Annotated in this window: 15 protein-coding genes; 9 read left to right on the top strand and 6 right to left on the bottom strand. The window is 71.5% G+C overall.

Going from position 1 to position 18,580, the window contains the following annotated elements:
* Nucleotides 1-146: 146 nt before the first annotated feature.
* The gene (locus ACZ418_RS09200; RefSeq protein WP_468359345.1) at nt 147-1,058 is read right to left on the bottom strand and encodes a helix-turn-helix domain-containing protein; all 912 of its coding nucleotides are present in this window, start codon (nt 1,056-1,058) and stop codon (nt 147-149) included.
* 146 nt (nt 1,059-1,204) lie between these two features.
* Here ACZ418_RS09200 and tkt point away from each other — a divergent pair, with 146 nt between their 5' ends.
* From tkt to ACZ418_RS09165, 7 genes are read left to right on the top strand one after another with little or no spacing between them, the layout of a single operon-like run.
* Entirely contained in the window at nt 1,205-3,280 is a 2,076-nt protein-coding gene (gene tkt / locus ACZ418_RS09195) for a transketolase (RefSeq protein ID WP_468359342.1), read from the top strand.
* Nucleotides 3,281-3,310: 30 nt separating this feature from the next.
* Entirely contained in the window at nt 3,311-4,456 is a 1,146-nt protein-coding gene (tal, locus tag ACZ418_RS09190) for a transaldolase (RefSeq protein WP_468359339.1), read from the top strand.
* Nucleotides 4,453-6,060: a glucose-6-phosphate dehydrogenase gene (zwf, locus tag ACZ418_RS09185; protein ID WP_468359336.1), complete on the top strand. Its 1,608-nt coding sequence runs from the start codon at nt 4,453-4,455 to the stop codon at nt 6,058-6,060. The genes tal and zwf overlap by 4 nt, the downstream gene beginning before the upstream one ends.
* A complete protein-coding gene (opcA, locus tag ACZ418_RS09180) occupies nt 6,057-6,983 on the top strand; it encodes a glucose-6-phosphate dehydrogenase assembly protein OpcA (protein WP_468359333.1) in 927 nt (308 codons plus the stop codon). Before zwf ends, opcA begins: the two co-directional genes overlap by 4 nt.
* Nucleotide 6,984: 1 nt before the next feature.
* Nucleotides 6,985-8,646, top strand: a complete 1,662-nt coding sequence (gene pgi, locus ACZ418_RS09175) for a glucose-6-phosphate isomerase (protein ID WP_468359329.1) — start codon at nt 6,985-6,987, stop codon at nt 8,644-8,646.
* Nucleotide 8,647: 1 nt separating this feature from the next.
* Entirely contained in the window at nt 8,648-9,526 is an 879-nt protein-coding gene (gene gnd / locus ACZ418_RS09170) for a phosphogluconate dehydrogenase (NAD(+)-dependent, decarboxylating) (protein ID WP_468359326.1), read from the top strand.
* A 5-nt stretch (nt 9,527-9,531) separates the two neighbouring features.
* The gene (locus ACZ418_RS09165; protein WP_468359323.1) at nt 9,532-10,119 is read left to right on the top strand and encodes a histidine phosphatase family protein; all 588 of its coding nucleotides are present in this window, start codon (nt 9,532-9,534) and stop codon (nt 10,117-10,119) included.
* Between the two features lie 39 nt (nt 10,120-10,158).
* Here ACZ418_RS09165 and ACZ418_RS09160 read toward each other — a convergent pair whose 3' ends face one another.
* The 3 genes from ACZ418_RS09160 to ACZ418_RS09150 all read right to left on the bottom strand — a co-directional run bounded on the left by ACZ418_RS09160 (nt 10,159) and on the right by ACZ418_RS09150 (nt 15,023).
* Entirely contained in the window at nt 10,159-12,111 is a 1,953-nt protein-coding gene (locus ACZ418_RS09160; protein ID WP_468359319.1) for an ArnT family glycosyltransferase, read from the bottom strand.
* A gap of 222 nt (nt 12,112-12,333) precedes the next feature.
* Nucleotides 12,334-14,115 (bottom strand): bifunctional sugar phosphate isomerase/epimerase/4-hydroxyphenylpyruvate dioxygenase family protein, encoded by a 1,782-nt coding sequence (locus ACZ418_RS09155; RefSeq protein ID WP_468360744.1) that lies wholly within the window; start codon nt 14,113-14,115, stop codon nt 12,334-12,336.
* Nucleotides 14,116-14,129: 14 nt separating this feature from the next.
* The gene (locus tag ACZ418_RS09150; RefSeq protein WP_468359314.1) at nt 14,130-15,023 is read right to left on the bottom strand and encodes a shikimate dehydrogenase; all 894 of its coding nucleotides are present in this window, start codon (nt 15,021-15,023) and stop codon (nt 14,130-14,132) included.
* 164 nt (nt 15,024-15,187) lie between these two features.
* Between ACZ418_RS09150 and ACZ418_RS09145 the strand changes: the two genes are divergently transcribed.
* Together ACZ418_RS09145 and ACZ418_RS09140 are read left to right on the top strand one after the other, a co-directional pair.
* A complete protein-coding gene (locus ACZ418_RS09145; RefSeq protein WP_468359311.1) occupies nt 15,188-15,853 on the top strand; it encodes a TetR/AcrR family transcriptional regulator in 666 nt (221 codons plus the stop codon).
* A 195-nt stretch (nt 15,854-16,048) separates the two neighbouring features.
* Nucleotides 16,049-17,410 (top strand): MFS transporter, encoded by a 1,362-nt coding sequence (locus ACZ418_RS09140; protein ID WP_468359308.1) that lies wholly within the window; start codon nt 16,049-16,051, stop codon nt 17,408-17,410.
* 33 nt (nt 17,411-17,443) lie between these two features.
* Here ACZ418_RS09140 and ACZ418_RS09135 read toward each other — a convergent pair whose 3' ends face one another.
* Entirely contained in the window at nt 17,444-17,785 is a 342-nt protein-coding gene (locus ACZ418_RS09135; protein ID WP_468359305.1) for a VOC family protein, read from the bottom strand.
* Nucleotides 17,786-17,957: 172 nt separating this feature from the next.
* On the bottom strand, nt 17,958-18,494 hold the full coding sequence (locus tag ACZ418_RS09130) for a hypothetical protein (protein WP_468359302.1): 537 nt from the start codon (nt 18,492-18,494) through the stop codon (nt 17,958-17,960).
* Nucleotides 18,495-18,580: the final 86 nt, after the last annotated feature.

Raw genomic sequence — 18,580 nt, 5'->3', positions numbered from 1 at the left:
GGGTGTGAACCGCAGGTCGCCAGTTTCCTCGTGTGCGGGGGCCATGAGAATCGGCGTCTTGCCCGATCGAACTTATTGATCGTTTTCGCCGGATTCACCCGTTCCCTGTCACAGACGTGACACAGGACCACCAAAGTGTCACCACGTCATGGACTACGCAGTTCCGCCCGGAACGCCACCGGCGTCTGCCCGGTGTGCAGATGGAAGAACTTGGTGAAGTTCGCCGCGTCGGGGAAGCCCACGGCCGCCCCGACGCGGCCGATCGGCAGGTCGGTGTGGGCGAGGAGGCGCTTGGCCTCCAGGACGACCCGTTTGTCGATGAAGCCCTTGGGCGTCTCGCCGGTGGCGGCGCGGACGGCGCGGACCAGGGTGCGGCGGGAGTAGCCGAGGGCGTCGGCGTAGGCGCTGACGCTGTGATTGGTGGCGAAGCCCTGCTCCACGGCGTCCCGGAAGCGGGTGAAGGTACTGTCCGTCTGCTGCCGGTCGGCCTCGGCGGAGCTGGCCGCGAGGTGTGCGAGGCGCAGCAGGAACGCGGTGAGGGTGTGGCGGAGGACGGCCGTGTGCAGGCTCAGCGGGAGCGTCGCGGTGTCCTCGTACTCGCGGCGCAGCTGGTCGAGGCACGCCTGGAGGGCGGCGCGCCGGTCCGGGTCGGGGTGCAGCAGCGGCGGGAGGTCGTAGCGGTACAGGCCGGTGGCCTCGACGGTGGCGCGCGGCAGAAAGCCGGGCTGCATGGTCAGGACGGTTCCGCGGTACACGGCCTCTCGGGAGAAGCGGTGGACCTGTCCGGGGCGGATCCACAGCAGGTCGCCGGCGCCGGCCTCGTACTCGGCGAAGTCGATCATGTGCCGTACGGGGCCGTCGGTGAACAGCATGATGACGTGGAAGTCGATGCGGTGGACGCGGTGCAGGGGGGCGTCGGCGTGCCAGGTGCGGTCGGCGCCCATGGAGCCGATCTGCATGCCGACGCCGCCGACGGCCAGGTCGGTCGGGAAGGGGAAGGTCTTGATGCCCTCGCCGCCCGCGGTCGATCTGTCATCTTGGGGCGTTCTGTCAGCCATGTCCTTGTCGTGCCGTCCCTGTCGCGCGATCAGTGTCCCAGATTCACCACAGGCTGACACACCCCGACCTTTCCTCGAAAAAGTCAGACTTTTAAGTTTGAACGCGTCAGGCCAGCAATCCCGCACTGAACGAGGACTTCTTGAAGATGACCACGCAGACTTCCGATGGCTTCGAGTGGACCGACCTCGACCGGCGTGCCGTGGACACCGCCCGTCTGCTGGCGGCGGACGCGGTGCAGAAGGTGGGGAACGGGCACCCGGGCACGGCGATGAGCCTGGCACCTGCCGCGTACACGATCTTTCAGAAGGTGATGCGCCACGATCCCGCCGACCCCGAGTGGACCGGCCGGGATCGTTTCGTTCTGTCCCCCGGCCACACCTCGCTGACCCTGTACACCCAGCTGTTCCTGTCCGGGTACGAGCTGGAGCTGGACGATCTGAAGGCGTTCCGCACGCACGGCTCCAAGACCCCGGGTCACCCCGAGTACGGCCACACCGCCGGCGTCGAGACCACCACCGGCCCGCTCGGCCAGGGCGTCGCCAACGCGGTCGGCATGGCGATGGCGGCCCGCTACGAGCGCGGCCTGTTCGACCCGGAGGCCCCCGCGGGCACCTCCCCCTTCGACCACACCGTCTGGGCGATCGTCTCCGACGGCGACCTGGAGGAGGGCGTCTCCGCCGAGGCCTCCTCGCTGGCCGGCCACCAGAAGCTCGGCAACCTGGTCTTCCTCTACGACGACAACCACATCTCCATCGAGGGCGACACCGCGACCGCCTTCTCCGAGGACGTGCTGAAGCGGTACGAGGCCTACGGCTGGCACACCCAGCGCATCGAGCCCACCGCCGACGGCGACATCGACGTCCCCGCCCTGTACGCGGCGCTGAAGGCCGCGCAGGCCGAGACCGAGCGGCCCTCGATCATCGCGATGCGCACGATCATCGCCTGGCCCGCCCCGAACGCGCAGAACACCGAGGCCTCCCACGGCTCCGCGCTCGGCGAGGACGAGATCGCCGCGACCAAGCGCGTCCTCGGCTTCGACCCGGAGCAGACCTTCCAGGTCGAGGACGAGGTCCTCAAGCACACCCGGCGGGCCCTGGACCGGGGCGCCGAGGCGCACGCGGCCTGGGACAAGCGGATCGCCGAATGGCGCGCCGCGCAGCCGGAGCGGGCCGCCCTCTTCGACCGGATCGCCAAGGGCGAGCTGCCCGGCGGCTGGGAGCAGAGCATCCCGGTCTTCGAGGAGGGCAAGTCGGTCGCGACCCGCGCCGCCTCCGGCAAGGTGCTGCAGGCCCTCGGCCCCGTCATCCCCGAGCTGTGGGGCGGCTCCGCCGACCTCGCCGGCTCCAACAACACCACCATCGACAAGGCCAGCTCCTTCCTGCCGAAGGGCAACCCGCTGCCCGAGGCCGACCCCTACGGCCGTACCGTCCACTTCGGCATCCGCGAGTTCTCGATGGCCGCGGAGATGAACGGCATCGCCCTGCACGGCAACACCCGGATCTACGGCGGCACCTTCCTGGTGTTCTCCGACTACATGCGCAACGCCGTCCGCATGTCGGCGCTGATGCAGCTGCCGGTGACGTACGTGTGGACGCACGACTCCATCGGCCTCGGCGAGGACGGCCCGACCCACCAGCCGGTCGAGCACCTGGCCTCGCTGCGCGCGATCCCGGGCCTGAACGTCGTCCGCCCGGCCGACGCCAACGAGACCGCGGTGGCCTGGGCCGAGATCCTGAAGAGGCACGCCGTGAACCCCGCCCCGCACGGGCTCGCGCTCACCCGCCAGGGCGTGCCGGTGTACGCGCCGAACGAGGACGCGGCCAAGGGCGGCTACGTGCTGCGCGAGTCCTCGACGCAGGTCCCGGAGGTGATCATCATCGCGACGGGCTCCGAGGTACAGCTGGCCGTGGCCGCGCGTGAGCGACTGGAGGCCGAGGGCATCGGCACGCGCGTGGTGTCGATGCCGTCCGTGGAGTGGTTCGAGGAGCAGCCGCGCGCGTACCGCGAGCGGGTGCTGCCGCCGGCCGTCAGGGCCCGGGTCGCCGTCGAGGCCGGGATCGGTCTGACCTGGTACCGCTACGTGGGCGACGCGGGACGGATCGTCTCCCTGGAGCACTTCGGCGCCTCCGCGGACGCGAAGACCCTGTTCGCCGAGTTCGGCTTCACCCCTGAGAACGTCGCCGCGGCGGCCCGCGAGTCGCTCGCCGCCGCGCGCGCCTGACACCGACGCCCGATACGACCCGAAAGAAGAATGATCACTGTGACCGAAGCAATCGCGACCCCGGGAGCCCTCAAGCGCCTCGCCGAGGAGGGCGTGTCGATCTGGCTCGACGACCTGTCGCGGAAGCGGATCACCTCGGGCAGCCTCGCCGAGCTGGTGGCGAGCGGCAGCGCCGTCGGTGTCACGACGAACCCCTCGATCTTCCAGGCCGCCATAGGCTCCGGCGAGGGCTACGAGGAGCAGCTCACCGACCTCGCCGTTCGCGGTGTGACGGTGGACGAGGCGGTGCGGATGATGACGACGGCCGACGTGCGCGACGCCGCCGACATCCTGCGTGACGTGTACGACGCCTCGGGCGGCCGGGACGGCCGGGTCTCCATCGAGGTCGACCCGCGCCTGGCGCACGACACGGCGGCGACCGTCGCCGAGGCCAAGCAGCTCTTCTGGCTGGTCGACCGCCCCAACGTGATGATCAAGATCCCGGCGACCAGGGCGGGCCTGCCGGCCATCACCGAGGTCATCGGGCTGGGCATCAGCGTCAACGTCACGCTGATCTTCTCCCTGGAGCGCTACCGCGAGGTCATGGCCGCCTACCTGGCCGGCCTGGAGAAGGCCCGGGAGCGCGGCATCGACCTCGCCACGATCCACTCGGTGGCGTCCTTCTTCGTCTCCCGCGTGGACACCGAGATCGACAAGCGGCTGACCGCCCTCGGCACCGACGAGGCCCTCGCCCTCAAGGGCCGCGCGGCCCTCGCCAACGCCCGGCTCGCCTACGAGGCGTACGAGGAGGTCTTCGCATCTGCGCGCTGGGTCGCGCTCGCCGGGGACAAGGCCAACAAGCAGCGTCCGCTGTGGGCCTCCACGGGTGTGAAGGACCCGGCCTACAAGGACACCCTGTACGTGGACGAGCTGGTCGCGCCGGGCACGGTCAACACCATGCCGGAGGCCACCCTGAACGCGGTCGCCGACCACGGTGAGATCACCGGCGACACGGTGACCGGCGGCTACGCACAGGCCCACGCCGACCTGGCCGCCGTGGAGCGGCTCGGCATCTCCTACGGCGAGGTCGTCCAGCAGCTGGAGGACGAGGGCGTCGCCAAGTTCGAGGCGGCCTGGCAGGAACTGCTGGACGCCGTGACGACGTCCCTGAACAGCAAGGGAGTTGACGCCCGATGACCGAGAACGCCCCCGCCGCCGAGGCGGCCGCACCGGAGGCGCCCGCACCCGAGGCGGTGCAGGTCCCGGTGGCCCCGGCCGCCGACTGGGAGAACGCGCTGCGGGACACCCGCGACCGCCGGCTCCCCCGCATCGCCGGCCCGTCCGGGCTGGTCATCTTCGGTGTGACCGGCGACCTGTCCCGCAAGAAGCTGATGCCGGCCGTGTACGACCTCGCCAACCGCGGCCTGCTGCCGCCGGGCTTCTCCCTCGTCGGGTTCGCCCGCCGCGAGTGGGAGGACCAGGACTTCGCGCAGCTCGTGCACGACGCCGTGAAGGAGCACGCCCGCACCCCGTTCCGCGAGGAGGTGTGGCAGCAGCTCGCCGAGGGCATGCGGTTCATCCCCGGCGACTTCGACGACGACACCGCGTTCAAGCAGCTGAAGGACGCCGTGGAGGAACTGGACGCCTCCCGCGGCACCGGCGGCAACTTCGCGTTCTACCTCTCGGTGCCGCCGAAGTTCTTCCCCAAGGTCGTACAGCAGCTGAAGAAGCACGGGCTGGCCGGCCCGCCCGAGGGTTCCTGGCGGCGCGCGGTCATCGAGAAGCCGTTCGGCCACGACCTGGACAGCGCCCGCGAGCTGAACGCGATCGTGCACGACGTGTTCGAACCGGACCAGGTGTTCCGCATCGACCACTACCTCGGCAAGGAGACCGTCCAGAACATCCTGGCGCTGCGCTTCGCCAACCAGATGTACGAGCCGATCTGGAACCGCAGTTACGTCGACCACGTGCAGATCACGATGGCCGAGGACATCGGCATCGGCGGCCGGGCCGGCTACTACGACGGCATCGGCGCCGCCCGTGACGTCATCCAGAACCACCTGCTGCAGCTGATGGCGCTGACCGCCATGGAGGAGCCGATCGCGTTCGACGCGGAGGCGCTGCTCACCGAGAAGCTGAAGGTGCTGAAGTCGGTGCGGCTGCCCGAGGACCTCGGCGGGCACACCGTGCGGGCACAGTACGCGGGCGGCTGGCAGGGCGGCGAGAAGGTCGTCGGCTACCTCGAGGAGGAGGGCATCGACCCGCAGTCGAAGACCGACACCTTCGCCGCGATCAAGCTGGGCATCGACAACCGCCGCTGGGCGGGCGTCCCCTTCTACCTGCGCACCGGCAAGCGGCTGGGCCGCCGGGTCACCGAGATCGCGGTGGTCTTCAAGCGGGCCCCGCACTCCCCCTTCGACTCCACCGCCACCGAGGAGCTCGGGCAGAACGCGATCGTCATCCGCGTGCAGCCCGACGAGGGCATGACCGTGCGGTTCGGTTCCAAGGTGCCCGGCACCTCGATGGAGATCCGGGACGTGTCGATGGACTTCGCCTACGGCGAGTCGTTCACCGAGTCCAGCCCGGAGGCGTACGAGCGGCTCATCCTGGACGTGCTGCTCGGCGACGCGAATTTGTTCCCCCGTCACCAGGAAGTGGAAGAGTCCTGGAAGATCCTCGACCCGATCGAGGAGTACTGGGCGGCACACGGGCGGCCGGCGCAGTACGCGTCGGGCAGCTGGGGACCGAGGGAAGCGGACGAGATGCTCGCACGAGACGGACGGAGCTGGCGCAGGCCATGAAGATCGACCTGACCGACACCACGGCAAGCAAGATCAACAAGGCGCTGGTGCAGGGCCGCCGCGCCATCGGCACCCCGGCCGTGGGCATGGTCCTGACGATGGTCATCGTCACGGACGAGGAGAACGCCTACGACTCGATCAAGGCCGCCGAGGACGCCTCGCACGAGCACCCCATGCGGACCCTGGTCGTCATCAAGCGGCATGTCCGCACCCTGCGCGACCGCACCCACTCCCGGCTGGACGCCGAGGTCCGGGTCGGCTCCGAGGCCGGCACCGGCGAGACGGTCGTGCTGCGCACCTACGGCGAGGTGTCCGACCACGCCGACTCGGTCGTGCTGCCGCTGCTGCTGCCGGACGCGCCCGTCGTCGTGTGGTGGCCGGTGGACGCCCCCGACACCCCGTCCGAGGACCCGCTCGGTGCGCTCGCACAGCGCCGGATCACCGACCTGTACGCGGTCGAGCGGCCGATGGAGGTCCTGGAGACCCGCGCCCGCAACTACGCCCCCGGCGACACCGACCTCGCCTGGACCCGGCTCACCCTGTGGCGGTCGATGCTGGCCGCCGCCCTGGACCAGGCCCGGGTGCGGATCACGTCGGCGGCCGTCGAGGCGGAGGCGAACAACCCGAGCGCCGAGCTGCTGGCCCGCTGGCTGGAGGCCCGACTGCAGGTGTCCGTGGAGCGCGTGGTCACCGCCGGGCCGGTCGTCACCGCCGTACGGCTGGGCACCCAGAACGGCGAGATCCGCATCGACCGCCCCGAGGGCCCCCTCGCCACGCTGTCCCTGCCCGGCCAGCCGCCGCGCACCCTGGCCCTGAAGGTCCGCCCCACCTCCGAACTCATCGCCGAGGAACTGCGCCGCCTCGACGCCGACGAGATGTACGCCATCGCCCTCAAGGGCGAGGCCGCCAAGGAGAACGCCTGAGATGGCAGAGTCCGAGTTTCCGAAGCTCAGCAACCGGCCCGAGTGGACGGCCCTTGCCGACCACCGCGCCGAGGGGCAGCCGCACCTGCGCGAGCTGTTCGCGGCGGACCCCGGCCGCGCCGAGCGGTACGTCGTACGGGTCGGCGACCTGTACATCGACTACTCGAAGCACCTGGTCACCGACGAGACCCTGGCCCTCCTCCAGGAACTCGCCACCGCCACCGGCGTGTTCGCGCTGCGCGACGCCATGTTCCGCGGCGAGAAGATCAACGTCACCGAGAACCGGGCCGTGCTGCACACCGCGCTGCGGGCCTCGCGGGACGCGGTGATCGAGGTCGACGGCGAGAACGTCGTCCCGAAGGTGCACGCCGTCCTCGACAAGATGGCCGACTTCGCCGACCGCGTCCGCTCCGGCGCCTGGACCGGCCACACCGGCGGGCGCATCAGGAACGTCGTCAACATCGGCATCGGCGGCTCCGACCTCGGCCCGGCGATGGCCTACGAGGTGCTGCGTCCGTACACCGCACGGGAGTTGACGTTCCGGTTCGTGTCGAACGTCGACGGCGCCGACCTGCACGAGGCCACCCGCGACCTGGACCCGGCGGAGACCCTGTTCATCGTCGCGTCCAAGACGTTCACCACGATCGAGACGATCACCAACGCGACCTCGGCGCGTTCCTGGCTGCTCAAGGCCTTCGAGGGCGACGAGAAGGCCGTGGCCCGGCACTTCGTGGCGCTGTCCACGAACGCCGAGAAGGTCACCGAGTTCGGCATCGACCCGGACAACATGTTCGAGTTCTGGGACTGGGTCGGCGGCCGCTACTCGTACGATTCGGCGATCGGCCTGTCCCTGATGATCGCGATCGGTCCCGACCGGTTCCGCGAGATGCTCGACGGCTTCCGGCTGGTCGATGACCACTTCCGCACCGCGCCCGCCGAGGCCAACGCCCCGCTGATCCTCGGTCTGCTGGGCGTCTGGTACGGCAACTTCTACGACGCCCAGTCGCACGCGGTGCTGCCGTACAGCCACTACCTGTCCAAGTTCACCGCCTATCTCCAGCAGCTGGACATGGAGTCCAACGGCAAGTCGGTGCAGCGGGACGGCCGGCCGGTGGAGTGGCAGACCGGGCCGGTGGTGTGGGGCACGCCGGGCACCAACGGGCAGCACGCCTACTACCAGTTGATCCACCAGGGCACCAAGCTGATCCCGGCGGACTTCATCGGCTTCGCCCGGCCCGTCGGCGAGCTGAGCGGCGAACTCAAGGCCCAGCACGACCTGTTGATGGCCAACTTCTTCGCCCAGACCCAGGCGCTGGCCTTCGGCAAGACGGCCGAGGAGGTCCGCGCGGAGGGCGTGCCCCAGGAGCAGGTCACGCACCGCACCTTCCGCGGCGACCACCCCACCACCACGATCCTCGCAGGCTCGCTGACCCCGTCCGTGCTGGGCCAGCTGATCGCCCTCTACGAGCACAAGGTGTTCGTGCAGGGCGCGGTGTGGAACATCGACTCCTTCGACCAGTGGGGCGTGGAACTGGGCAAGGTCCTCGCCAAGCGGGTCGAGCCCGCGCTCACCGAGGGCGCGGACGTTCCCGGTCTCGACCCGTCCACCAAGGCGCTCGTCGCCGCCTATCGCACGCTCAAGAACGCATCGGAAGTGAACTGATATGCAGCTCGGTCTCATCGGTCTCGGCAAGATGGGCGGCAACATGCGCGAGCGGATCCGCCGCGCCGGCCACACCGTCATCGGCTACGACCGCAATCCCGAGGTCTCCGACGTCAAGTCCCTCGCCGAACTGGTCGAGAAGCTGGACGCGCCCCGCCATGTGTGGGTGATGGTCCCGGCCGGCACCGCCACGCAGACCGTCGTCGACGAGCTCGGCGACCTGCTGGAGCCGGGCGACACCGTGATCGACGGCGGCAACTCCCGCTGGACGGACGACGAGAAGCACGCCGCCGCCCTCGGCATCAAGGGCATCGGCTTCGTCGACGCCGGTGTCTCCGGCGGTGTGTGGGGCCTGGAGAACGGCTACGCGCTCATGGTCGGCGGCGACAAGCAGCACGTGGAGCCGCTGAAGCCGATCTTCGAGGCGCTCAAGCCGGAGGGCCCGTACGGCTATGTCCACGCGGGCCGGGTCGGCGCCGGGCACTTCTCCAAGATGGTCCACAACGGCATCGAGTACGCCATGATGCAGGCTTACGCCGAGGGCTGGGAGCTGCTGGAGAAGGTGCACTCGGTGGAGAACGTCCGCGAGGTGTACCGCTCCTGGCAGGAGGGCACCGTCATCCGCTCCTGGCTGCTCGACCTCGCGGTCAACGCCCTGGACGAGGACGAGCACCTGGAGAAGCTGCGCGGCTACGCGGAGGACTCCGGCGAGGGCCGCTGGACCGTCGAGGCGGCCATCGACAACGCCGTACCGCTGCCCGCGATCACCGCCTCGCTGTTCGCCCGGTTCGCCTCCCGGCAGGACGACTCGCCGCAGATGAAGATGATCGCGGCGCTGCGCAACCAGTTCGGCGGCCACGCGGTCGAGAAGAAGGACTGACCGCCGTGGGGGACCTCCTGCTGGTACGCCACGGTGAGACGGAATGGAGCAGGTCGGGACAGCACACCAGCTTCACCGACCTGCCCCTGACCGAGGACGGCGAGCACCAGGCCAAGTCCCTCGCCCCGCTCCTCACCGGCCGGACCTACGCCCTGGCGCTGGCCAGCCCGCTGGGCCGCGCGCTGCGCACCGCCGAACTGGCGGGCCTCGTCGGGGTCGTGCCCGACCCCGATCTGCACGAGTGGGACTACGGCGGCTACGAGGGTGTCACCACCGTCGGCATCCACCGGACACGCCCCGGCTGGGACCTGTGGACCGACGGCGTGCCGCCGGGTCCCCAGGGGCACCCGGGCGAGTCTCCGGAGGAGGTCGGCGCCCGTGCCGACCGGGTGCTGGCCCGGCTGTCCCCGGCCCTCGCGGAGGGAGACGTGATCCTCGTCGCCCACGCCCACTTCCTGCGGGTGCTCACTGCCCGCCGGTTGGGTCTGCCGCCCGCGGAGGGCCGGCTGTTCCAGCTGGCCACCGGCACGGTCAGCCGGCTGTCCACCGAGCACGGGCGGCCCGTGATCGCCGAGTGGAACAGACGGCCGTAACCGCCCCGAGCGCACAACTCCCTTCTTACGCGGCCCGGTTCACCCCTGGTGAGCCGGGCCGCAGTGGTACAGCAGCCGGGTGCGGTCGCGGATGTCGTAGGCGGCCGGCGGGACGAGCGCGCAGTGGGCGGCGGTCCAGCGCAGCAGCACGCCGACGGGGCTGCCGGCCGTGAGGGCGCTGGGACGCAGATCGGCGCGCGGGACGAGGACGTAGTGCAGCCGTCCGGTCTTCACCAGCTTCCGGAAGTCGGCCGGCGCCGGGTAGGGGACGCGGCCGGTGAAGCCGCCCATCGGCAGCACGGACGCGTCGGCGGCGATGACGTACCGCGCGGCACTCTGCCAGCCGGGTACGGCGGCCAGGTAGCGGGCGCCGTCGCGGTGCGCGGTCAGGTAGGCGAGCAGCCGCCGGTGCCGGGGACCGAGAGTGGTCGACGCGGTGTCGACGCGCGTGCTGGTGGGGCCCACCCGGCCGAAGGAGCCGGGCTGGTTGTAGCGCAGGGACAGCGCGGACGCCGTCCAGACGGCGGGGACCAGCAGGACGGCGGCAAGGCCGACGGCGAGCGCGGCCTGCGGCCGGATGTGGCGGGCGGCCTTTCCGGAGCGCCCGCGCAGGTCCGCGAGCAGCAGCGCCAGCAGGCCGAGGGCGACCGCGAAGGGCACCGACCAGGGCTGGAACCGCGGGTACCACAGCGTCAGGGCCGCGCACCAGACGACGTTGACGGCGAGGACGGCGGGGAGCGCGCGGGAGCGGCGGGCCTGCACCGCGCCGGCCGCGGCGAGGGCGGCCACGGCCACCGCGACGACGCCCATGTAGTAGGTGTGGCCGGTGACGCTGCCGAAGCTGAAGACGGCGAAGAAGGTCGCGAACCACACGCCCCACAGCACGTGCCCGGCGAGCAGCCGGTCGGTGCGCGGCACCCGGCGCCGCCGCAGCGCCAGCAGCCCGCCGACGAGGCCGAGCGCGGCCAGCGGGTACAGCCAGCCGGTCTGGGTGGCGAGACCGGGGCTGAACATCTTCCCCACGCCGTCACCCATGCCCGGTCCCAGGCGTGCGCCCGCGTGGGCCGCGCGGCTCGCCACGATGCTGCCGGTGCCGGCCGCGTCCATGCCGACGGCGTGGAAGCGGGTCAGGAAGTTGTAGCCGACGACCAGGGCGAACGGCGAGTCGTCGGTGGTGCCGTCGAGGTACGGGCGCGCACCCGCCGGGGTGAGGGCGGCCACCAGCATCCACGACACCGACACCGCCACGGTCACCGCTCCGGCCAGCACCACATGGCGGACACGGCGGCGCAGCGCGGCGGGCGCGGCGACGAGGTAGGTCGCGGCCAGCGCGGGCAGCACCGCCCATGCCTCCAGCATCTTGCACTGGAAGGCGAGGCCCACCCACACGCCCGCGAGCAGCAGGGTGCGCGGGCGGGCCTTCTCGGTGGCCCGCCAGGTGGCCTCGGCTGCCAGCAGCAGGAGCAGCACGAACGGGGCGTCCTCGGTGACCGAACGGCCGAGGCCCACCGTCACCGGGGTCAGCGTCAGGAACGCGGCGGCCAGCAGCCCGGCGGGCACCCCGGCCCAGCGGCGCACCAGCAGATGCAGCAGCAGGACACAGCCCACCATCTCCAGGGCCTGGGGCAGCACCAGCGCCCATGGATGGAAGCCGAACAGCAGCGCGGCGAGCGCCTGCGGCCACAGGAAACCGGGCAGCTTGTCCAGCGTGATGGAGCCGGCCGGGTCGAAGGAGCCGTAGAAGAAGTCGGACGGGCTGTCCGTCATGCTGCGCACCGCGCTCGCATAGAAGGCGTGGTAGGTGCTGTGCTCCAGGCCCCACAGGCACAGCACGGCGGCGAGCACGGCGATGGCGGCGAGCACCGGACGCTCGTGGCGTTCCGCGCGGGCCGCCGGGGGCGGGGCGGCCGGGGGCGGGGCGGCCGGGAACGGGGCGGTTGCGGTCGGCGGCTGGTCGGGGCGCAGCAGCGGCCGGCCGGCGGGGATGGGCATGGGACTTCCAGGCACCCGGTCCGGGACTCTCGGGTCCGGGACACCGGGTATGTCCCGGACCGTGCGAGTATCGGGTGCCGGACCGGGGGGCGGCGCGTGCCGGGGCCGGGTCTCACCGAGGTCTCACCGCGGGCTCACCGGCTCCTTCACCTCTTCTTTCACCCGCCTCTCTCGCCCGCCTCTTTCTCCGCCCCTTTCGCCCGCTGCTTTCGCCCGCTGCTTTCAGCGCCGTCCGGCGTGCTGGGCCGCCAGCCGGACCGGGGCGTTCGCGGCGCCGTACCCCTGGTAGCCGGGGTCGCGCTGGACGAGTTCGAAGAACACCCGGCCGACGGTCTCGGTGTAGCAGTGCCGGAAGGCGCCGCCCGCGTCCCGGTCGTAGAGGATGCCGAGCTCCCGGTAGGTCTCCAGCTCGTCGTCGGCGAGGTCGTACCGGGCGGCGAGGTCGTCGTGGTAGTTGGCCGGCACCGGCAGCAGCCGGCCGCCCGCGGCGCGGAAGGCGCGGGCCGCGGCCACCACGTCGTCGGTGGCCAGCGCGATGTGCGCCGCGTGCATGGTGTCGTCGGTGGGTGCCGCGCCGACGCCGAGAGCGATACGGACCCTGCCGTCGGCGTCGGTGACGGCGCGGCTGCGCATCAGCCCGTAGGGGTCGGCGAGGTCGACGCTCTCCTGGGCGGTCAGGCCGAGGACGCTGCGGTGGAAGAGCGTGGCCTCGTCGAAGTGGTGCCAGGGCTGGGTGAGGGCGAGGTGGTCGATGCGGGTCTCGGAGGGCGCCGGGGTGTCCGGCAGGTCGGCGAAGTCGGCTCGCCAGTCGGGGAGTTCGGGGTCGCCGGTGGCGCAGAGGAACAGTTCCGTGCCGTCGGGGGCCGCGACGGCGTCGAGCGGGGCGTCCCCGGGGGCACGGTGGCGGGGCAGCACGGGGGCGAGGAGTGCCTCGGCGCGGCGGGCGGCAGCGGCGGGGTCCGGGGACTCCAGGCCGATCGCGGCCAGCCGGGTGCCGTCGCGGCGGGCGGTGGCGGCGGTGTTGACCAGGATCCGGGCCGCACCCCGCTGCCACAGGTCGACGGGCTTGCCGCGATGCCGGGCGGCGCGGGTGAAGCCGAGCGCGCTCAGCAGCGCGGTGACGGGTTCGGCGTCCGGGGTGAGGAGTTCGGCGAAGGCCACCCCGGTGGGCACGACGGGCGGCGGCAGCTCGGCGGCGCCGACGGCCTCCGTGAGAAGCAGCAGGGAGCGGTGGGCGTCGACGGCGGTGGGGCCGGCGTCGGCCTGCCGGAAGACGTCGTTGAACACCTCCAGGGACAGCGGCCCGCGGTAGCCGGCGGCGAGGACGTGCCGCAGCAGCCCGGCGACGTCGAACCCGCCCTGGCCGGGGAAGCAGCGGTAGTGGCGGCTCCACTGCAGGACGTCCATCGCGAGCAGCGGGGCGTCGGCCAGCTGCAGGAAGAAGATCTTCTCGCCGGGTATGTCCTCGATGCCTTTGGGGTCGGAGCCGCGGGAGAGGATGTGGAAACTGTCCAGACAGACGCCGAGCGCCGGGTGGTCGGCGGCCTCGACGATCCGCCACGCGTGCTCGTAGGTGTTCACATGCCGCCCCCAGGCGAGCGCCTCGTAGGCCACCCGGATCCCGAACTCCTCGGCGAGCCCGGCCAGTCGAGCGAGCTGACCGGCCGCTCGTCCGTCGTCGTCCACCGCGTCCGGCGACACGCTGGAGCACACGAGCACGGTGTCGGCGCCGAGCCGGTTCATCAGCTCGAACTTGTGCCGGGCGCGCCGCAGATTGCGTGCGAAGACATCGTCGGGCACGCCCTCGATGTCCCGCATCGGCTGATACAGATCGATGCTCAGCCCGAGGTCGGCACAGCGCGCACGGATCTCCTCGGGAGCGAGCGGGCAGGCGAGGAGATCGTTCTCGAAGATCTCCACCCCGCCGAACCCGGCACGCGCGGCAGCGGCGAGCTTCTCGGTGAGGGTGCCGCTCAGGGAAACGGTGGCGATGGAGGTGTGCATGCCTGTGTTCGTGGTCATCCGACAGCACTCCCCGCGCGCTCGACGCCCACCCACTCCTCGAAGTCGGCAAGCATCCGCCCGCTGTCCGGTTCTCTCCCCGTGAACAGCCGAAATGCATCCGCCGCCTGGAACACAGCCATCCCACCGCCGCCCAGAACGGCACAACCACGCGCGCGGGCCGCCCCCAACAGCTCCGTCTCCAAAGGCCGGTACACAACCTCGGCGACCCACAGCCCGGGATGCAGAAGCTCGGCAGGCAGGGGCAGCCCGGGGTGCGCGGCCATACCGGTGGGCGTGGCATGAACGAGCCCCCCGGCGCCGTCGGCCTCGGCGAGCAGTCCGGGCAACCGGTCGACCGTGGCCGCCACCGCCCGGCCGGGGCCGAAGTGCCGGACCAGCGACTCGGCGAGCGCCGCGGCTCGCTCGGGCAGCGCATCGACGACGGTGACCCGCCCGGCGCCCAGGGTGAGCACGGCATGCGCGACGGCTGCGCCCGCGCCGCCCGCGCCGAGCTGGACGACCCGCTCCAGCGGGGCGTCCGGCAGGCCGCGGGCGAAGGAGGCGGCGAAACCGGTCACGTCGGTGTTGTGGCCCACGGCCCGGCCGTCCTCGAAGACCACGGTGTTGACCGCGCCGAGCGCCTCGGCCCGCGGATCGAGCGCGTCGAGGTGGTCCATGACCAGCTGCTTGCAGGGGTGGGTGATGTTCAGCCCGTCGTAGCCGAGATCGCGGGCGGCGCGGACCAGGTCACCGACCGCCTCCGGCGCGCGGCCGAGGACGTCGATGTCGAGGAGCCGGTAGAGGTAGCGCAGGCCCTGCCGGTCCGCCTCCCGCTGGTGCAGGGCGGGGCTGAGCGAGGGGCCGATCCCGGCCCCGATCAGCCCGACGAGATACGAGTCCTTGGCCATGTGGGCCTCCCGAGGCGGCGCTAATGTACGAACTAGTACGTTAGCTATATCAGTCGTGGGCGCCGTGAGGAAGACCTCGGCGACGGTCCGGGGTCCTGCTTCTACAATCACCGGCACGCACAGCGAGCGTGCCGCCCAGGCGTCCACCGGCCCGAAGGACAGCGATGACCAGCGTCGAAGAACCCGTACGACCCGGGGGACGGGTGCGCGACGCGGCCCGCACCAAGGCCGAGATCCTCGATGTGGCCACGCAGGAGTTCGCGCGGGCCGGCTACGACGGAGCCCGGGTCGACGAGATAGCGGCCCGCACCCGCACCACCAAGCGGATGATCTACTACTACTTCGGCGGCAAGGAACAGCTGTTCACGGCCGTGCTGGAGCGGGCGTACGGAGTGATCCGCGAGGCCGAGCAGGAGCTGGACGTCGAGCACCTGGACCCCGTCGCCGCGATCCGCCGCCTGGCCGAGCTGACCTTCGACCACCATGAGCAGCACCCGGACTTCATCCGCCTGGTCAGCATCGAGAACATCCACGGCGCCGAGCACATCGCGGCCTCCGAGAAGCTCGGCAGGATCGGCTCCCCGGCCCTGGAGGTGATCCGCCGGATCCTCACCGCGGGACAGGAGTCGGGGCTGTTCACGGCCGACGTGGACGCGGTCGACCTGCACGCGATGATCAGCTCGTTCTGCTTCTTCCGGGTCGCCAACCGGCATACCTTCGGCGCCCTGTTCGGCCGGGACCTGGTGGACCCCGCCCAGCGGGAGCACTACCGGACCATGCTCGGCGACATGGTGATCGCCTACCTGACGGCGGAGCGCGCGGCCGGCTGACCCGGCAGGCGCGCGCCGCCGTACGGACTGCCGCACGGACTCTTGACAGCGGGGAAACGCGGGCGCAACATCCCACCCACCACAACTAACTATCCAGTGGGTTAATTAGCAGCCGAGATCCGGCCCTCGCCCGCTCCCTCCCCCGTCGCTCACCCCGCCCTTCCGTAGGGTGGAGTTCCCCGAAGGAGCACCGCCGTGTCCGTCCCCACCCCCGCGCCCGCCGCCGACGCCCCGCCCGGCCAGCCCTGGAAGGCGGCGACAGCCGCCTGGATCGGCAGCGCGCTCGAGTACTACGACTTCTTCGTGTACGGCAGCGCCGCCGCACTGATCTTCCCGAAGGTGTTCTTCGACTCCTCCGATCCGGCGACGGCGACCCTGCTGTCGCTCGCCACGTTCGGCGTCGCCTACGCCGCCCGGCCGCTCGGTGCGCTGGTCCTCGGACACGTCGGCGACCGGCTCGGCCGCAAGAAGATCATGGTCTTCACACTGATCCTGATGGGCCTGTCGACGTTCCTGATCGGCTGTCTGCCCACCCGCGCGCAGGCCGGCTCGCTCGCCCCGGTGCTGCTCGTGCTCTGCCGCGTGCTGCAGGGCATATCGGCGGCAGGCGAGCAGGCGAGCGCGAGTTCGATGAGCCTGGAGCACGCGCCGCCGGGCCGGCGCGGGTTCTTCACCAGCTTCACCCTCAGCGGCACCCAGGGCGGCCAGCTCATCGCCACGCTGGTCTTCATCCCCGTCTCCAGGCTTCCCGAGGACCAGCTGCTCTCCTGGGGCTGGCGGGTGCCGTTCTGGCTGAGCGTGGCGGTCGCCGTCGCCGGTTACGTCATCCGGCGCCGGCTGCGCGAGACCCCGGTCTTCGCGCGGCAGGCGGCGACCGAGGGCGTGGTCCGGCTGCCGCTCGCGGTGCTGATGCGTGAGCACTGGGCGGATGTGCTCCGGGTGATCGCGGGCGCGCTCGTCGCCTCGGTCAGCACGATCTTCACGGTGTGGGCCCTGGCGTACGCCACGAGTGACGCGGTCGGCATGTCCCGTACGTTCATGCTGTGGGTGGGCGCCCTGGCCAACCTCTTCGCGCTGGCCGCGATCCCGCTGTGGGCCACGCTCTCGGACCGGATCGGGCGCCGGCCGGTGTTCCTGATCGGGGCGGTGGGCAGCGCGGCCGCGATGGCCGGCTATCTGTGGGCGATCTCCACGGGCTCCCGCCCGCTGACGCTGCTCCTCGGGATCGTGGCCTTCGGTCTCGTCTACAGCGCCGCGAACGGTGTGTGGCCCGCCTTCTACGGCGAGATGTTCGCGACCCGGGTGCGGCTGTCCGGCATCGCCATCGGCACGCAGATCGGCTTCGCGGTGGCCGGGTTCGCGGTCACCTTCGCCGCCGAGATCGCCGGTCCCGGCGGCGACGACTGGTCGGCGGTGGCCCTGTTCACGGCCGCCCTGTGCCTCCCGCCGACCCTGGCCGCACTCACCGCGCGCGAGACGCACAGGGTCCCGACGGAACTGCTCGGCGAACGCTCGGGCCGGCAGCCGGCCCGGGCGGAGCGGGTCACGGCGGCCTAGTCCGCCCAGGTCCGGGGCCGGGGACCTGTCTGCTCAGGGTGTCGGGTGGCGCGGCTCGTACAGGGCGAGTTCGCCGCCGCCCGGCAGGCGCAGGGCGGTCACCCGGCCCCAGCGGGCCTCCTCTACCGGCCGGGTGAACTCCACTCCCTGCGCGCCGAGTTCACGCTGCGTCGCGTCGAGGTCGTCGCACATCAGCATCAGCTCGTGCGCGGGCTCGCCGTCGGTGGGGTGGCAGGCCACCTCGGTGGGCGGCGCCCGGAAGACCAGCCATCCGTGGCCCGCGTCGACGTGCGTCCACCCGAGGGTGTCGCGCAGGAAGGCCCGGTCTGCCTCCGCGTCCCGGCTGTAGAGCACCACATGCGCACCGTTGATCACGGCCGGAGGGTAGTGCGGCAAGCGGGGCCGGACAAGTACCGGCAGCCCGCGACCCGCCGCACGCCCTCCACATCCGCCGAGCCGACCGCACCCCGTGTACTGCCACACCGACCGCACGAACCACACCGGCGGACGTGGCCGATGCGATCCGGTTGCCCCCTCGTTCGTCGGATCAAGGGGCGGTGCTGCCGACGAGCTCTGCCAATTCGTCGGCCGATTCGGAAGTCAGTCGGTAGAAGCCCTGGAGGCTGACCGAGCGCTCGAGGCGGCCGTCGACCACGTACTTCAGACCGCGGGTCCGGCCTCGGCGATTACGCCAGGTGAGCCTCATCAAAAGATCACCAGGTATCGGCATGTCGAAGCGCACGGGCGTCGCGTCCACGTGCACTGCCGCAGCGCCGCAGCCGCCGGCACCCAGCATCGACCAGCCGCCGTGCCCGGGAAACGCCGGGTCCTGCCACGTCCCGGGGGCGGTGCCGCAGCAGTCGCGCCGCTCCATGTCGATCACCCGCATCCGGCTCACGACGTGCACGACGCACCGGTTGACGTGCAGTGCGTACACCGCGTCCCCGGCTCGGGCCCCCGACCAGGCGGGCAGCGAGGAATGGACGCCGCTGAAGGCGACCGGCGGCCGCTCTCCCACGCGACCCGCTTTGCGCAGGGCACGGCACGTGTCATGGGTCCACAAGACGGTGAAGGCATCAGACATGCCGTGATCGTATGAAGGAGCACTGACAACCTCCCGTGGAGCAGCGCTCCTGCAATCTCGTTCGGCGGGAAGACCCACCCACGCAC

The organism is Streptomyces sp. NPDC030820 (assembly GCF_055572075.1).
Note: the sequence above shows the minus strand (reverse complement) of the source record. Positions and strands in the feature narration are given on the sequence as shown.